The organism is Bradyrhizobium sp. CSA207 (assembly GCF_029051685.1).
Taxonomy (GTDB): domain Bacteria; phylum Pseudomonadota; class Alphaproteobacteria; order Rhizobiales; family Xanthobacteraceae; genus Bradyrhizobium.
Genome location: NZ_JAACFT010000006.1, coordinates 201,376 through 216,110, shown reverse-complemented (window position 1 = coordinate 216,110; position 14,735 = coordinate 201,376). Strand labels below are relative to the sequence as shown.

Sequence of the window (14,735 nt, the reverse complement as noted above, 5' to 3'; positions counted from 1 at the left end):
ACAAGCCCGGCCATGATGGCGAGGAGTAGTTCTCGCCCAACTACAACGTCTTCAGATACTCGATCAAATCGTAGCGCTCCGAATCGTCCTTGAACGTGCGGCCGATGACGCCGGGGCGTTTCGGTTCGCCGTCCTTGCGCTCGAAGGAATGGCCGAGCACGCTGTTGCCCTGGATCGGCTTGTCGTCAGGTCCCGTCATGGAGAACTGCGTTTCGCCCGTCTTGCAGCGCTCGTCCACGCTGACCGGAAAGCCGACGGTCACGGGATCATAGTCGCGGTGGCCCATGCAGAACTTCGTTGGGCGCTCGTTTTGTGGCTTCAGCAGCCAGTACAGCGAAGGCACCGAGCCGTTGTGCAGGTAGGGCGCGGTGGCCCAGATGCCGTTCAGCGGCCGCGCCCGGTAGCGTGGTCCGGGCGCCGGATTAAGACAGTTCTGGCGCGACAGATTCCACAATTTCGCCCGCTCGGCGTCCGGGGTCTTCTCGTCGTCCATCCACTTGCGGGCGACGAGGTCGACGACCGTCATCAAGCCCAGTGCGTACACCATCTCGGTCGGCGAGCTCGCGGTCGAGCCGTTGCATTGCCACCAGGTCTTGAGATCGGCCGTATTCACCTTCAGGAAGCCGGGCACGTCGACCGTCCTGTTGCTCAGCACAAGGGACTGCTCGGGATCGGTCTTGATCTCGTCGAGCGGGATCGTCACCGCGTTCAGGACCTTGCTGTCGCCGCTTGTCTCCCAATGTTTCGAGGACCAGAAGGCCGGGGTGTCGACGGCCGGCAGGTGACATCCGGAGCACATCTCGGCGTAGATCGCACGCCCCCGTTCGACGCGATCAGCCTTCAGCTTCCAGGCATCGTCGAGGATCTGCGACGGCCATTTCGGCGACAGCAGGCCGCCGAACTTCGGCTCGGCCGCCTTGAACGGATCGGGACCCCTGAGCATGTCCTCGATCCAGCCGAGCGTGTTGATATGAACGGAGGACCGCCAAAGCCTGTCCTCCGGATAGGCGTCGGAGAGATTGAGCAGCGCGGTCACGCCGAGGGCTTCGCCGGCATTGCGGATCAGCGGTTGTTCGATCGAGGCGTCGTATTGGGCAAATTTGAACCACGGCACTGTCCAGATCGCGGGGTAGCTGACCGGCGCGTCCTGGGCATGCAGGTTCTTTTCGAAGCCGCTGAGCCCGCTCAGCGCGAGATCCTGCGAAAACACCTGGTTGCCGATGCGATTGAGGGCATCGAGGCGGCCGAAGCCTTCCTCGGTGTCCTTCTGCACCTTCTTGTCCCAGGTCTCCTTGTGCGTGATCGTATCGTTGTACTTGTTCTGCCAGTCGATCAGAAACTTGCCGATCGCGCCGAGCTTCTGCTTGAGCGCGTCGCGGTCCGTCTTGCTGGCTTCGGGGCCGAGCACGCGATCGGCAAAGCGCTGGAAGCGGAACGGAACGTACAGCGTGTAGGCGATCGACAGGCCGGTCGCGATCTCGAGCTTCTTCAGGTCGGTCGTGGCGGGGCCGCCGTCGAAGCGCACGTCCACGCCCTTGTAGTGGATCTGGCCAGTATGGCAGGCCGCGCAGGTCAGTCCGATCTTGTCCTGTTCGCGACGGCCCGTCGCCGGATCGACGACACCGGTCATCCGCGCGAAGCCGACAGGCAGGCCGTCGACGTTCTCCGCCGCCGTCCATCGGGTCGACAAGTCCGGCACCTGCGTCGTCGTCTCATAGACGTTGGCGTAGCCGAAGCGGCGCAGCGTCGTCACGTCGGTCTGGATCGACTGCGGGCTCGGGATGAAGCCGAAGCGCTCGAGATAGGCGCTGTCCTTCAGCATGCCGGGCCGCGAGACCAGATGAAGGCGTGGCTGCTCCAGCGCCAGGAACCAGCTGTAGGGCACCGGAAAAGTCGCGGTGCCCTGGCTGGCATGGTGGAACCAGTGCCGGTCCTTCAGCGACCAGTTTTGCTCGAGCCAGTAGGCTGCCGTCGTCTCCGGCACCCTGGGTAAAGGCGGCGGCAGCAGCTGCGCGAGGATTCCCTTCTGCGGCAGCATGGCGCGGACCTGGTCGGGGAATTCGGCGACCGCAACGAGCGCGACGAGGCCGATGGCGAGCAGCAAGGCGGCAAGCTTGAGAACGCCCCGCACTGTGCGCTGGCAGGCCGACAGCACCGGCTGCGACAGCAGCCGCTGGTTGATGCGAGCGGGAAATTTGCGCTCGTTGAACAGCGTGCGCACGTCGGCCACGCCGAGATAGCGGTCCTCGCCTTCGCCCTTGCCCATGATCTTGAGTAGGATGGGCCATTCGAATTTCATCAGCAACGGGTAGTACCAGCGCGCGGCGCTGCCGGCGCGCTTGAGATTGTCGCTCATGAAGGTCTTGATGTCCGAAGCATTGAGACCTTGCTCGGTGTTGCCGCTGTCCGGATCGCTGTAGGCACGGCCAAATCTCGCGAGCCGCGCGATCTCGTCCTCGTTGACCTTGCCGTCGACGCCGAGGATGCGCGAGCCGGCTCCGAGCTTGTCGAGGGGGCCGCCGCGCAACGCATCGAGCTGCGCGCCCGAAAAGATGCTCTTCAGGATGTGACCGAGACCGTTGGCGATGAGCGCCACGCCGCGCACCTGGAGACCGGCGAATGCCTTCTTCGGCCCCGTTTCGCCGCTCGCATCCGCGATGGTCTGCGACAGCGTGCCGAGTGGAACCGTTCCGCCGGCAACAAAACCCTCGCCGACGAGGCCGCGCAGGAACGGACAGGGATTGTCCGGCGATACTTCTATCGAGGGAACGAAGGGCTTCGAGGTGGGGTCATGCATGGCCCAAAATCCTGAAAACAGCGAATCGTGAAAATCAGACGCGCCGATAGAGCGCGGAAAGTCCTAACAAACGGACAGCAGACTATACTACTTCAGCGTGTGACAAAGTGTGGCTGAATTCACTGTGGTGTCAACAAAAGCGGACGTGAGATCACCGCGCGGCCACAGCTTGCCCTCAGGATTCGGCGGCGCGTTTGACGTCGCTCTGGACCAGGGTCAATTTGCCGAGCGGGACGCCCGCTTTCAGCAGGCCCTCGCGGTAGTGGGCGATGTCCTCGGGCCGTTTCCAGTGAAAATTGCGCAAATGGCGGTCGACATTCAGGGTCGGGTAGTTGCCCATCAGCACCAAGGTGGCCTCGCTCGCTTCGGCGGTCCGCCCCAACTGCGCCAGTGCCGCGGCGCGGATCGCCAGCGCCTGCATGTGGTTGGGGTTGACGTAGAGCTGCTCGCGGGCCCACGACAGGGTCGCATCATACTGCCCCAGAAGGTAATGGCTGAACGCGTTCAGCGCCGCCCATTGGTAGCGCGGGTCGCTGTTGTCGCGCTGCGCCGCCATTGAAAACAGCTCGATCGCCTCGCGGTGCTCGCCGATGACGAAATGGCAGATGCCGAGCACGCCGCGTGCGCCCACGTCGTAGGGATTGAGGGCGACGGCGCGCTTGGCGGCGTCCATCGCGGCCTCGTCATGCCCCTCCATGGCGTGGACCCAGGACAGGATCGAGAACGCGAAGGAGGAGCGTGGGTCGAGCCGGACGCTGGTTTCGGCGAGGTTCATCGCCTCTGCCCACATCTGGCGCGTGCCTTTGACCCAGCCGAACTGGATGCTCTGGATCTGGATCGTGGCGAGATAGGCGTGTGCGATCGACAGTTTGGGCTCGAGCCTGATGGCCTCCCGGAACAGCTCGACGGCGGCGTTGAGGTCCTCTTTGGTCTGCCGGTAGTAGTGGGACAGCCCCTTGAGGAAGCGGTCCCAGGCGGTCACGTCGGTCGAGAGCCGCGCCGGCGCCGAGGCCTCCGCCCGGACGATCTCGGTGGCGATGGCGGCGGACAGGTTCGTGGTGATCTCGTCCTGCATCGCGAAGAGGTCGCCGATGTCGCGGTCGTAGCGGCCGGTCCAGAGCTGCTCGCCGGTCTCCGGCGCAATCAGTTCGGCGGTGACGCGGATCTTGGCTCCGGCACGCCGCACCGAGCCCTGGATCAAATAGGTCGCGTCGATCTCCCGCGCGATCAGGCGGGTGCTGGTGTTCCTGCCCTTGAAAGTGAAGGTCGAGTTGCGGCTCAGCACGCGATAGAAGGATTGCAGCGACAGCGCGTGGATCAAATCCTCGGTCAGGCCGTCGGAGAAATATTCGTCCTGGGCGTCGCTGAGATTGGCGAAGGGCAGCACGCCGACGATCGCGGTGCGGTACTGCTGTGCGAGATTGGATGCCTCTTTCAACTCGGGCGCAAGCGCCGGTGCGCCCTCGTGCGTCCAGGTCCAGACGCCGATCGGATCCTTGATGTTCTTGAAGCGGTGATTGCCGGCATCGACCAGCGGCACGGTCAGATGCTTGCTCGCCTCCTCGTAGGCCTTGGCCGAGATGGCGAACCCGCCGGGGCTCGCCACGGATTCGAGGCGTACGGCAATATTGACATCGTCACCGAAGACCTCGTCCTCGTCGGCGATGACGTCACCCATATGGATGCCGAGGCGAAACTGCATGGCACGATCGGCGGGCAGATGCTGGTTGCGCTCCGCCATCAGCGTCTGCATCGCGATCGCGGCCTCGGTGGCGCCGACGATGCTCGGGAATTCCAGCAAGAATCCGTCGCCGGTGTTCTTCACGACGCGGCCGCCATGATTGAGGATAATCGGGTGGATCGCGCTGCGATGGGCCTTGAAGGCGGCATGGGTGCCGGCCTCGTCGCTGCCCATCATGCGCGAATAGCCGGCGACATCGGCGCAGACGATGGCAGCCAGGCGTCTTTCCATATCCACGGAGCTCCAAGGGCTGGCGGACCGGCCACGGCGATGGCAGTCGCCTCGAATCCTGCATTTCAAGAACCCTGCCTTTATAGAGCAGATGAGGCCGAGCGAAAGTATGATCCGCATTGCAAATTCGAGGTAAATTCTGCGCAATCGCGGCGGTGGACGGTGCGGGCCGAACCGATTAAGCCGAATCCCTTGAGACCGCCCGATCGGGGCGACGGGAGAACGGCATGCTGGGCATTCACGAGATCTGGCTCTTCGTCCTGTCGGGATTGCTGCTCAATATCACGCCAGGGCCTGATACGGTCTACGTCATCGGCCGCAGCATGCAGATGGGATGGCGGGGCGGGGCGGCCGCCGCCCTGGGCATCAGTTGCGGCTGCTTTTTTCATGTCGCGGGCGCAGCAATCGGCCTTTCGGCCCTGCTGATGGCCTCATCCACCGCCTTCTCGATCCTGAAGCTGGTTGGCGCGGCCTATCTCGTCGTGACTGGCTTGCAGATGCTGTGGTCGCGCCCGGCGCTGGCGTCGGCGATTGACGAGCCCGCGCGGACCTCGCTGCGGCGCGTCTTCCTCCAGGGCGTCTTCACCAACGCGCTCAATCCCAAGGTGGCGCTGTTTTTCCTGGCTTTCCTGCCGCAATTCGTCGCAGCCGACGCGCCGCACAAGCCGCTCGCCTTTCTGACGCTGGGCCTGATCTTCATCTGCACGGGAACATTGTGGTGCTTGGTGCTGGCCGCGTTCGCCGCGAAGGCCGTGCACCGGCTCGGGCAGTCCGAAGGCGTGATCGCCTGGATCAACCGGGCGCTTGGCGGCCTCTTCATCTATCTCGGCATTCGCGTCGCCATGCTGGAGACGCGGTAACCCGCCTTACGCGAATTCCTTCGCCAGCGCGCTGCCGGCGAGATAAAGGCCAAGCAGGATCATTGCGATCAGGAACCAGCGGCGAAACGCCTCCGCCGGCATCCGCGCTCGCACCGACTGGCCGATGAACATGCCGGCAAAGGCGCAGGCCATGCCCACGGCGCCGGGCACGGCATTGGCCGGCGTCAGCAATCCGCCGGCCGTCAGGTTAAAGGCGAGCGCCAGTGTCGCAGTGGTGAAGAACACCCCGAGCGCCTGCACCAGCTCGTCCTTCTCCATGCCGATCGCCTGCATGAACGGCATCGAGGGGATCACCTGCACGCCGGTCGAGGCCGAGATCACGCCGGTGACGACACCGACCACGCCGCCAACCCATTTCTCGTTCTGCGGCGCGACGCGGAAGTGAAACTTGTTCAGCCCGATGACGGCGTAGATCACCAGCAGCACGCCGAGCACGATCGTGCCGTAGCGCGCATGCGGGCCGGTCAGCGCGCCGGCATTGAGCCAGCATCCGATCACCGTGCCGATCATCAATGGCCACAGCCGCCTCAGGATGTCGCGCAAGTGAGGGCCGACGAAGGTCTGCCAGATGTTGGTGACGATGGCCGGCACGATCACGATGGCGATCGCCCGGCTGGGGGCCATGCTCACTGCAAGCAGGCCCATCGACACGGTTGGTAGGCCGAGCCCGACCACGCCCTTGACGAATCCGGCAACCAGGAACACGGCGGCGATGACGATGAGAAGCGGGTCGATCATGCCCTGCACATTGACCGAAGCCGCGCCCCGGCACAATCTGGAGGTTACGGAGACAACCTTCGTATCAAGCGAAGGCTGAGGAGAACTCGCCATGCGCTTCGACCTCATCGACCTCCAGCTCTTTATCGCGGTCGCCGACCAGCGCAGCATCACCCGCGGGGCGGAGCGCTCGCACCTGGCCCTAGCCTCGGCCAGCGCGCGCATCAAGGGGCTCGAGGAGGCGCTCGGCGTGGCGCTGCTCAAGCGCGGGCGCCGCGGCGTGGAATTGACCCCGGCGGGCGAAAGCCTGCTCGATCACGCGCGCCTCGTCATCCACCAGATCGACGCCATGCGCGGCGATCTCGCCGGCTTTGCCAGCGGTGTGCGGGCGAGCGTGCATTTCCTTGCCAACACCTCGGGACTGTCGGAGCATTTGCCGAAGGCGCTCGCCGGCTTCCTGCGCGAGCATCGCGACGTCGCCATCGACATCGAGGAGCGCGAGAGTACCGACATTGCGGCTGCGATCACCGCCGGCGCCGCCGACCTCGGATTTGCCGCCGAGCACGCGCTGCCCGACCATATCGAGCGGTTCTCCTTCAGCGAGGATCGCCTGATCCTGATGACGTCGCGGCGCGGCCCGTTCGCCGGGCGCCGCCAGATCGATTTCCAGGAGGCGGGGGCCTGCGATTTCGTCGGGCTGACCAGCGCCACCGCGCTCCAGATGCACATCTCGAAACATGCGGCGCGGCTTGGCATGCGGCCGCATTTCCGCGCCCGCCTGCGCGACTTCGACGCGATCTGCCAGCTGGTCGCCGCCGGTGTCGGCGTAGCTCTGGTGCCCGAAGCCGCCGCCCGCCGCTGCGCCAAACTGATGCCGCTGGCCATAGTCCGCCTGCGCGACGCCTTCGCCAATCGCCGCCTCGTGATCTGCGCGCGGAGTTTCAAGACCCTGCCGCGGCCGGCCAAGATGCTGGTGGAGCATTTAAGGGCCGCGGCGATGTAGAGGCGTGCTGCTGCCGCGATCTCAACTGTGCTCCCTCCCCCCTTGTGGACCCCTTGTGGGGTAGCCCAGGAAAAGGTTTCTCTGTCGCGAAGGAAGCGCTCTTGCGCCGATTGATGGAGTCCCCGTGTGGCACCCCCCTCCCTAGCCCTCCCCCACAAAGGGGGGGAGGGAACGCAGCAGTGCTTGCGGCGACACCAGCATCAAGTCATGAGCTACTTCGCCGTTTCCACGCCGGCGTCCTTGATCACCTTCGCCCATTTCGCGGTCTCGTCCGCGATGAAGCTGCGAAAATGCTCCGGGGTGTCGCTGATCAGCGTGGCGCCTTGCGCGGCGAGCTTTTCCTTCACCGCCTGATCCGCCATCGCCTGCGTTGCGAGACGATGCAGCGCGGTGATGATTTCCTTCGGCGTGCCCTTCGGCGCCACCATGCCGTACCAGTTTTCGATGCGCAGGTCAGCAAAGCCCGCTTCCGCCGTGGTTGGCACGTCGGGCACAGTCGGTGCGCGTTCGCGTGAGCCGACCGCGATGGCGCGCAAGGAGCCGGCCTTGATCTGCGGCAGCAGCACCGGCAGGTCGAGGAAGGTCATCTGCACCTGCTGTCCCAGAAGATCGTTCACCGCGGGTGCGGCGCCGCGATAGGGCACGTGCACGATGTCGATCTTGGCCGTCAGCTTGAACAATTCGCCGGCAAGATGCGGCAGGCTGCCGGGGCCGGAGGAGGCGAAGTTGAGCTTTCCGGGCTGCGCCTTGGCCAGCGCAATCAGCTCGGCCATGTCTTTCGCGGGCACGTTGGTTGCCACCACCAGCATTTCCGGCACGGTCGCAACCAGCGTAACCGGTGTCAGGTCCGAGAGCGCGTCGTAGGCGACCTTCTCCATGCTCGGGCTGATGGCGAGCGCCCCGGCGCTGGAGATCGCGATGGTGTAGCCGTCGGGCGCGGCCTTCGCGACTGCGTCGGTGCCGAGCACGCCGCCTTGTCCGCCGCGATTGTCGATCAGCACCGGCTGGCCGGACAGTTCCGACATGCGCTGGCCGATCACACGCGCGATGATGTCGTTGGGTCCGCCGGCCGGGAATGGCACCACCAGCTTCATCGGCTTGGCGGGGAAATTCTGGGCGGATGCGAGCACCGGAAACAGAAACAGGATCGCGAGAACGAGCTTGCGCCAGTTTTTCATCAGGCCCCTCGCATCGCTTATCCGTTGAGCAGTCTCATTGCTTCTTCGTGGACCCGCGCGTCACCGGCGGCGATGATGCGGCCGCCGCCCTGGGCCGGCTTGCCTTCCCAGGTGGTGACGACGCCGCCGGCGCCGGTCACGATCGGGATCAGCGCTGCGATGTCATAGGGTTTCAGCTCGGTCTCAACCACGAGATCGACATGGCCGGCCGCCAGCATGCAATAGGAGTAGCAGTCGCCGCCATAGCGCGACAGCCGCGCGCCCTGCTCGATGCGGCCGAAGGTGGCGCGATCGCGCTCGTTCATCAGCAGCGGGCTGGTGGTGTAGGTCGTCGCCTCGCTGAGCGAGGCACAGCGGCGGACCTGGAGCCGGCGCTCGCCGGAGGGGCCTTTATAATGGGCCGAGCCGTTGTCGCCGGAAAAGCGCTCGCCGATGAACGGCTGGTGCATCATGCCGTACACCGGCGCCCCCTTGTGCAAGAGCGCGATCAGAGTGCCCCAGATCGGAAAGCCGCCAATGAAGGACTTGGTGCCGTCGATGGGATCGAGCACCCAGACATAGTCCGACTCCTCGCGCTCGCTGCCGAATTCCTCGCCGACGATGCCGTGCTGGGGGAAGTTGGCCTTGATCAGCCGCCGCATCACCGCTTCCGCGGCACGGTCGGCCTCCGTCACGGGGTCGAAATCCTTGGTCTTGCTCTTGTCGTCGATCGACAGCGAGGTGCGGAAGAACGGCAGGATGGTTTCGCCGGACGCAGTGGCGAGCCGTCCGATGAAGGCGGAGAAGTCGATCACCGTCACGGCGTCTCCTCAAAGCGAAAGTCGGGTGAAGCTTCGCATCTGCCTATCTCAATTCGCCTGTGACGGGCAGCGCTGTCTTGATTTGCTCCCTGGTATTTTGGATGCCGCGCCACGTTGCCTCAGACGAGCCATAGGCTGGCCAAATATCGATCATTGAGTTGAATGCTTAGTTCCGGGCTTGCCTCGTTCGTATGCAAATGACAATCAACCCATTGAATTCTCTTATCAAAGGGGCTGAATCTGGGTTTCTCTGGAAGCAACCGAGCCATGTGTGTTTTGCATGGGAAACGGCTCAAAAGCCCTTGCACTTTGTGCGGCGCGGCCGCATATTGTTGCGGTGCGGTAGCGCTCTGCGTTACCGCTGCCCTCCTTGGGCGTTTCCTCCCTAGACTTGGGCCGCTTGTTCATAACAAGCGGCCCTTTTTTCTTGCGGCCTTCGTCTTCACTTCAAGCGCGCGAAAACGCGAAGCGAAGATTCCGCGCTCGATCCGCTCACGCCTGCTGCCGTGTCCGGTCGCGATACGCGATGTGATCGCGCGGCGAAGCTTGCGCCTATTCGGCCGCGGCCTGGAACGGGCCGAGATCGCCGAACGGGATCGTCGTCGCCAGCACGTCGGCAAGCACCGCGAAATCGGACGCGACCTGAGCGAAGCGCGGGCTGCGCTCGCGCCGTCGCTCGTCCATGTAGATCGCACGGTTCAGCTCGAGTTGCACGGCGTGCAGGCCGCTGGCCGGATTGCCGTAGTGCTCGGTGATGAAGCCGCCGGCATAGGGCTTGTTGCGTCCGATCGAATAGCCTAGCCCGCTCATGGTTTCCTCGACCCGGTCCGGCAACAGCGGCGTGCAGCTCGTGCCGTAACGGTCACCGATCACGATGTCGGGCCGGCGCGGCTCGTCACGGGAGACGCCGACCGACGGCATTGAGTGGCAGTCGACCAGCACCACCGTACCGAACATCTGGTGCACCTTGTTGATCAGACGGCGCAGCGCGCGGTGGTAAGGCTTGTAGAGCGTTTCGATCCGCGCCAGCGCATCGTCGACCATGATGCGCTCGCGATAGATCTCCTGGCCGTCGCCGACCACGCGCGGGATGGTGCCGAGCCCGCCCGCCACCCGCATCGAGCGGGTATTAGCGAAGCTCGGCAGGCGGCCCGAGAACATCCGCGGGTCCAGCTCATAGGGCTCGCGATTGACGTCGACATAGGAGCGGGGAAAGTTGACCCGTACGGTCGGAAAGCCGCGGTCGCTGAGATGGCCGATCAGTTCGTCCATGAAGGAATCTTCCGACCGCCGCAGCGTCGGCAGGTCGATCCGCGAGGTCGTGAGGAATTCGTCCGGGTAGGCCGAGCCGGAATGGGGCGAGTTGAAGATGACCGGCGCGCGCCATTGCGCGGGCTCCACGATCTCGAAGGCTGGCGACGCTTCGCCGTCAAACCGGGTCATCTTCTCAGGCTTCGTCCCTTCGCGCCGCAAGATCCGGAAAGATCCGGCAAGGTCCGGATCGAATCGACTCGGCCGGTCGAGCGGCTCTTATGTGTCGCCATTGTCCGGAATCGCAACCGCTCTGCCAAGCGAAAAGATGTGATCGGCACTGGAACGTATCTTAACCCTGCGGGGATGGAGGAGGGGTCTCTCCGAGCCGCTCGATTGCTTCCAGCCGCATTCGGGTTCACAAGGGGCGCTCGCACAGCTCGCCAAGGGTTTCGCTGAGGGTTAAAGATTTTCACCCGAAATTTACCCTCTGTCGGGCTTAGTGACCTCTGCTGATGCCTTGGGGATTCAACGTTCCTGCCATGCCAAAAATCCTGCTCGCCGAAGACGACAACGACATGCGCCGTTTCCTGGTCAAGGCGCTGGAAAACGCCGGTTTTCAGGTCTCGTCCCATGACAATGGCATGGCCGCCTATCAGCGGTTGCGGGAAGAGCCGTTCGAGATGCTCTTGACCGACATCGTGATGCCGGAGATGGACGGCATCGAGCTCGCCCGCCGGGCCTCGGAACTCGATCCCGACATCAAGATCATGTTCATCACCGGCTTTGCCGCGGTCGCGCTGAACTCGGATTCGGACGCCCCCAAGAACGCCAAGGTGCTGTCCAAACCGGTGCACCTGCGCGAATTGGTGAGCGAAGTGAACAAGATGCTGGCGGCCTAAATCCGCCTGTTCCGTCCTTGCGCCGGCTCTCCCGAGCCGTTATAGGGACCCCACCCGATCTAGACGATCTCTAGGGCACGTAGCTCAGCGGGAGAGCACTACCTTGACATGGTAGGGGTCACAGGTTCGATCCCTGTCGTGCCCACCATCCTTCGCTCGCGATAGCAGAGAGAAGGATGCCGCACCGAAGCCCGAAGGGGCAGGCGGCTTTGCGCCACGAATCATTCCTCGGCGAGCCAAACTCATCAATGCGAAGGAACAGCCGGATGCCGTCCGGCATTGGTTCGCCATGCCGAAAACTTTCAAGAGCGGCGATCACGTCAGCTGGAATTCCGAGGCTGGCCGGGTGCGCGGCCATATCCTGCGCGTGCACACCAAGGACGTCGAGTACAAGGGCTACGTCCACCATGCCAGCCCGGACGATCCGCAATACGAGATCAAAAGCGACAAGACCGATCACGTCGCCTTGCATAAGGGCCGGACGCTGCGCTTGCTGCGGAACTGACGGACCGCGGGCAATCTGACAGCTGGGGCGTCTCATGGCTCACCCATTCTTCACGATCGGCCACGGCACACGTCCGATCGGTGAATTCGTCGCACTGTTGCAGGGCGCCTCCGTCACGTTTGTCGCCGACGTTCGCACGGTGCCCCGCTCGCGCACCAATCCACAATACAACCGCGAGACCCTGCCACGAGCACTTGCGGCCGTTTCGATCGGCTATGAGCATATCGCCTCGCTCGGCGGCCTGCGCAGCCGCAAGCGCGAGGTGCCGCGCCAGACCAACGCCTTCTGGCAGAACGATAGCTTTCACAATTATGCCGACTACGCCATGAGCGACGCCTTTCAGGCGGGCCTCACGCATCTGCGCCAGCTGGGCGATGGGCAGCGTTGCGCCATCATGTGCGCAGAGACGGTATGGTGGCGATGCCACCGGCGGATCATCACCGATTGTCTGATTGCCCGGAGGGAGACGGTGTTTCACATTCTCGGACCAGATAAGGTCGAGCAGGCCGAGATGAATGCGGCGGCGCAGCTCCAGGCTGACGGCCGTTTGAGCTATCCGGCGGAAGGTTAGCCACGCGCACTCGGCGGGCTTATGCTTGTCGTAGGTCCGTAGCCCGGTTGGAGCGCAGCGAAATCCGGGATCTGTCCCGCGGGTCTTTCCGGATTGCGCTGTGCTCCGTCCGGGCTACGATCTCATCTCTGACGCGAGGCCTCCCATGGGTGTTTCCGTCCTCGAACAGGCCAGGATCCAGGCGCAAGTTCTGGTGCCCTTGGTCAAGGCGCTCCAGGCCGAACTTGGCGAGGCGCGCGCGAACGCGCTGGTGCGAAAGGCGCTCGGCGATCTCTATCGCGGTTTCGGCGAGGAATTCTGGAAGACGAAGAACGAGGCCAATCTCGGCAAAGCCGTCTCGTCCGCCTTCAAGACCTATGCCCGCGACGGAGCGCTCGCCTACGACGTCATCGAGCAGTCGCAAGATGCATTCGCCTTCGATGTCACGCGATGCGCCTATGCCGAATTCTACCAGGCGCTGGGCGAGCCGGAGCTCGGCTTTCTCCTGGTCTGCACCGCGGACTTCGCGACCGCAGAAGGGTTCGGTCCCGACATCGAGCTCACGCGAACGCAGACCATCATGCAAGGCGCCGATCATTGCGATTTCCGCTACCGGCGCAATCCGGGCGCGGCGCAATGAAGGGGAGCGGGCGATGCGGGCAATCTGTCTTGCGTCGGCGATGTCGGCGCTGATCGCCTTGCCAGCTCACGCAACGATGATTGACTGGCCAACCGAACTCGCGCACTGCCGCGCGCTCCGCGAAAACATCGCGCCCCTGCTCCAGGCCGGCCAAGGAATATCCGCGGTCGGGCGCTCCAGCGTCGCAGCCCGCCGCTGCGTCTGGATCGAGCGCAGGGCATCGCGCAAGAAAATTCCAGGCGCGGAGCCGCGATAGGCCGGCGGACTGCCGCGCAATCAACCACACGCTCGGTCATTGCGAGCGCAGCGAAGCAATCCAGACTGTTGTCGCGGAAAGATTCTGGATTGCTTCGCTGTGCTCGCAATAACGATGTGGCGGAAGTTGCGCACACGATCTCTCCGCCGTCGCCAGGACGACGTCGGTGTTCGAGGCGTCAGGCGTGGTTAGCTCACCAGATACTTCTTCACCGCCGCCTCGTCCCACGCGATCCCATTGCCGGGCTCCTCGCTCGGCAGCGCAAAGCCGTCTTTGATCGCGAGGCGCGTTGCCAGCACCGCGTCGGCCCAGTCGACATATTCGAGCCAATGCGCGGTCGGTGTCACGCACAGCAGATGCGCGCTGATTTCCGAGAACAGATGCGTCGACATCTCGACGCCGGCGGCATGTGCCAGCGAGGCCGCGCGCAGCCAGCCGGTGACGCCGCCGATGCGTTGCACGTCGGGCATCACGAAGTCGCAGGCTTCCGCTGAGAGCGCGGATTGCATCGAAAAGGCGCTGTCGAAGTTCTCGCCGATCTGGACCGGCGTGCGCAGTGCGTCCGCGATGCGGGCGCAGCCGGCGTAGTTGTCGTGGCGGATCGGCTCCTCGATCCAGGTCAGCCCTTCGTCGTCGAGCATCTCGCCGCGGCGGATCGCCTCGGTCACCGTCAGCGCCTGGTTGTAGTCGCACATCAGCGTCACCTGGTCGCCGACCGCTTTTCGCACCGCGCGCACGACCGCGAGATCCTCTCGCGCATCGGGCCGGCCGACGCGGATCTTTGCGGCCTGGAAACCCTCGGCCAGCAGCTTGTGCGCTTCGTCGACGGCAGCGCCTGCCGGCATGATGCCGAGCCCCTTCGAATTGTAGGCCTTGACCGGCTTCGGCGCGCCGCCGAGCAGGCGCGCCAGCGGCAGGCCTCTGCTGCGCGCCAGCGCATCCCACGCCGCCATGTCGATGCCGGATTGCGCCAGCCGCTGCAGGCCGGCCAGTCCGAGCAGCGTGAAGCGCTGGGTCAGTTTGCGTTCGATCTCGAACGGCAGCAGCTCGTCGCCTGTGAGCAGCTCCGACATTTCCGTGACCATCGCCGTCAGCGGCTTCAAGGCCGAGGGCGTGATCGAGAATAGATAGGCATGCCCCCGCACGCCCTGGTCGGTCTCGCAGTCGATCAGCACCAGCGGCGCCTTGGCGACTGCGCCGGTCGAGGTCTTGAGCGGCAGGTTCATCGGCACGATCACGGGGCGCGCATGGAAGCGCTTGATGCGGATGGTCTCGGTCATGTG

13 protein-coding genes and 1 tRNA gene are annotated in these 14,735 nt (G+C 64.3%); 7 read left to right on the top strand and 7 right to left on the bottom strand.

Translation table 11 applies throughout. The features are described 5' to 3' along the window. Window positions 1–40 precede the first annotated feature (40 nt). Both GWG65_RS08880 and GWG65_RS08875 read right to left on the bottom strand, forming a co-directional pair. Complete coding sequence (locus GWG65_RS08880; RefSeq protein WP_275195033.1) at window positions 41–2,797, bottom strand: di-heme-cytochrome C peroxidase; 2,757 nt, start codon at window positions 2,795–2,797, stop codon at window positions 41–43. 175 nt (window positions 2,798–2,972) lie between these two features. Further along, the gene (locus GWG65_RS08875) at window positions 2,973–4,769 is read right to left on the bottom strand and encodes a tetratricopeptide repeat protein (protein ID WP_275195032.1); all 1,797 of its coding nucleotides are present in this window, start codon (window positions 4,767–4,769) and stop codon (window positions 2,973–2,975) included. Window positions 4,770–4,996: 227 nt separating this feature from the next. Between GWG65_RS08875 and GWG65_RS08870 the strand changes: the two genes are divergently transcribed. Then, complete coding sequence (locus GWG65_RS08870; protein WP_275195031.1) at window positions 4,997–5,629, top strand: LysE family translocator; 633 nt, start codon at window positions 4,997–4,999, stop codon at window positions 5,627–5,629. Window positions 5,630–5,635: 6 nt separating this feature from the next. Here GWG65_RS08870 and GWG65_RS08865 read toward each other — a convergent pair whose 3' ends face one another. Continuing rightward, window positions 5,636–6,388 carry a sulfite exporter TauE/SafE family protein gene (locus GWG65_RS08865; RefSeq protein WP_275195029.1) on the bottom strand — a complete coding sequence of 251 codons (753 nt, stop codon included), beginning with the start codon at window positions 6,386–6,388 and terminating at the stop codon, window positions 5,636–5,638. A gap of 91 nt (window positions 6,389–6,479) precedes the next feature. Here GWG65_RS08865 and GWG65_RS08860 point away from each other — a divergent pair, with 91 nt between their 5' ends. Next, window positions 6,480–7,370 (top strand): LysR substrate-binding domain-containing protein, encoded by an 891-nt coding sequence (locus GWG65_RS08860; protein ID WP_275195028.1) that lies wholly within the window; start codon window positions 6,480–6,482, stop codon window positions 7,368–7,370. 212 nt (window positions 7,371–7,582) lie between these two features. On the opposite strand, the gene GWG65_RS08855 is transcribed toward GWG65_RS08860, so the two are convergent. From GWG65_RS08855 to GWG65_RS08845, 3 genes are all read right to left on the bottom strand, one after another. Then, window positions 7,583–8,548, bottom strand: a complete 966-nt coding sequence (locus tag GWG65_RS08855; RefSeq protein WP_275195026.1) for a tripartite tricarboxylate transporter substrate binding protein — start codon at window positions 8,546–8,548, stop codon at window positions 7,583–7,585. Between the two features lie 17 nt (window positions 8,549–8,565). Further along, window positions 8,566–9,348 (bottom strand): histidinol-phosphatase, encoded by a 783-nt coding sequence (gene hisN / locus GWG65_RS08850; RefSeq protein WP_275195025.1) that lies wholly within the window; start codon window positions 9,346–9,348, stop codon window positions 8,566–8,568. A gap of 552 nt (window positions 9,349–9,900) precedes the next feature. Beyond that, window positions 9,901–10,791: an N-formylglutamate amidohydrolase gene (locus GWG65_RS08845; RefSeq protein ID WP_275195023.1), complete on the bottom strand. Its 891-nt coding sequence runs from the start codon at window positions 10,789–10,791 to the stop codon at window positions 9,901–9,903. A 350-nt stretch (window positions 10,792–11,141) separates the two neighbouring features. Here GWG65_RS08845 and GWG65_RS08840 point away from each other — a divergent pair, with 350 nt between their 5' ends. The 5 genes from GWG65_RS08840 (at window position 11,142) to GWG65_RS08820 (ending at window position 13,196) form a co-directional block, all read left to right on the top strand. Further along, window positions 11,142–11,501 carry a response regulator gene (locus tag GWG65_RS08840; RefSeq protein WP_007597092.1) on the top strand — a complete coding sequence of 120 codons (360 nt, stop codon included), beginning with the start codon at window positions 11,142–11,144 and terminating at the stop codon, window positions 11,499–11,501. Window positions 11,502–11,574: 73 nt separating this feature from the next. After that, window positions 11,575–11,649, top strand: a tRNA-Val gene (locus GWG65_RS08835). Window positions 11,650–11,790: 141 nt separating this feature from the next. Then, entirely contained in the window at window positions 11,791–12,006 is a 216-nt protein-coding gene (locus GWG65_RS08830) for a DUF2945 domain-containing protein (protein WP_148740709.1), read from the top strand. Window positions 12,007–12,040: 34 nt separating this feature from the next. Continuing rightward, entirely contained in the window at window positions 12,041–12,577 is a 537-nt protein-coding gene (locus GWG65_RS08825; protein WP_275195021.1) for a DUF488 domain-containing protein, read from the top strand. A 145-nt stretch (window positions 12,578–12,722) separates the two neighbouring features. Continuing rightward, window positions 12,723–13,196 carry an L-2-amino-thiazoline-4-carboxylic acid hydrolase gene (locus GWG65_RS08820; RefSeq protein ID WP_275195020.1) on the top strand — a complete coding sequence of 158 codons (474 nt, stop codon included), beginning with the start codon at window positions 12,723–12,725 and terminating at the stop codon, window positions 13,194–13,196. 444 nt (window positions 13,197–13,640) lie between these two features. Here GWG65_RS08820 and GWG65_RS08810 read toward each other — a convergent pair whose 3' ends face one another. Beyond that, a complete protein-coding gene (locus tag GWG65_RS08810) occupies window positions 13,641–14,732 on the bottom strand; it encodes an enolase C-terminal domain-like protein (protein ID WP_275195017.1) in 1,092 nt (363 codons plus the stop codon). Between the last annotated feature and the right edge of the window lie 3 nt (window positions 14,733–14,735).

Bases quoted from the DNA above. Each gene is read 5' to 3' on its own strand.
- GWG65_RS08880 (WP_275195033.1), bottom strand. From the start codon at position 2,797: ATGCATGACCCCACCTCGAAGCCCTTCGTTCCCTCGATAGAAGTATCG.
- GWG65_RS08875 (WP_275195032.1), bottom strand. From the start codon at position 4,769: ATGGAAAGACGCCTGGCTGCCATCGTCTGCGCCGATGTCGCCGGCTAT.
- GWG65_RS08870 (WP_275195031.1), top strand. From the start codon at position 4,997: ATGCTGGGCATTCACGAGATCTGGCTCTTCGTCCTGTCGGGATTGCTG.
- GWG65_RS08865 (WP_275195029.1), bottom strand. From the start codon at position 6,388: ATGATCGACCCGCTTCTCATCGTCATCGCCGCCGTGTTCCTGGTTGCC.
- GWG65_RS08860 (WP_275195028.1), top strand. From the start codon at position 6,480: ATGCGCTTCGACCTCATCGACCTCCAGCTCTTTATCGCGGTCGCCGAC.
- GWG65_RS08855 (WP_275195026.1), bottom strand. From the start codon at position 8,548: ATGAAAAACTGGCGCAAGCTCGTTCTCGCGATCCTGTTTCTGTTTCCG.
- GWG65_RS08845 (WP_275195023.1), bottom strand. From the start codon at position 10,791: ATGACCCGGTTTGACGGCGAAGCGTCGCCAGCCTTCGAGATCGTGGAG.
- GWG65_RS08840 (WP_007597092.1), top strand. From the start codon at position 11,142: ATGCCAAAAATCCTGCTCGCCGAAGACGACAACGACATGCGCCGTTTC.
- GWG65_RS08830 (WP_148740709.1), top strand. From the start codon at position 11,791: ATGCCGAAAACTTTCAAGAGCGGCGATCACGTCAGCTGGAATTCCGAG.
- GWG65_RS08825 (WP_275195021.1), top strand. From the start codon at position 12,041: ATGGCTCACCCATTCTTCACGATCGGCCACGGCACACGTCCGATCGGT.
- GWG65_RS08820 (WP_275195020.1), top strand. From the start codon at position 12,723: ATGGGTGTTTCCGTCCTCGAACAGGCCAGGATCCAGGCGCAAGTTCTG.
- GWG65_RS08810 (WP_275195017.1), bottom strand. From the start codon at position 14,732: ATGACCGAGACCATCCGCATCAAGCGCTTCCATGCGCGCCCCGTGATC.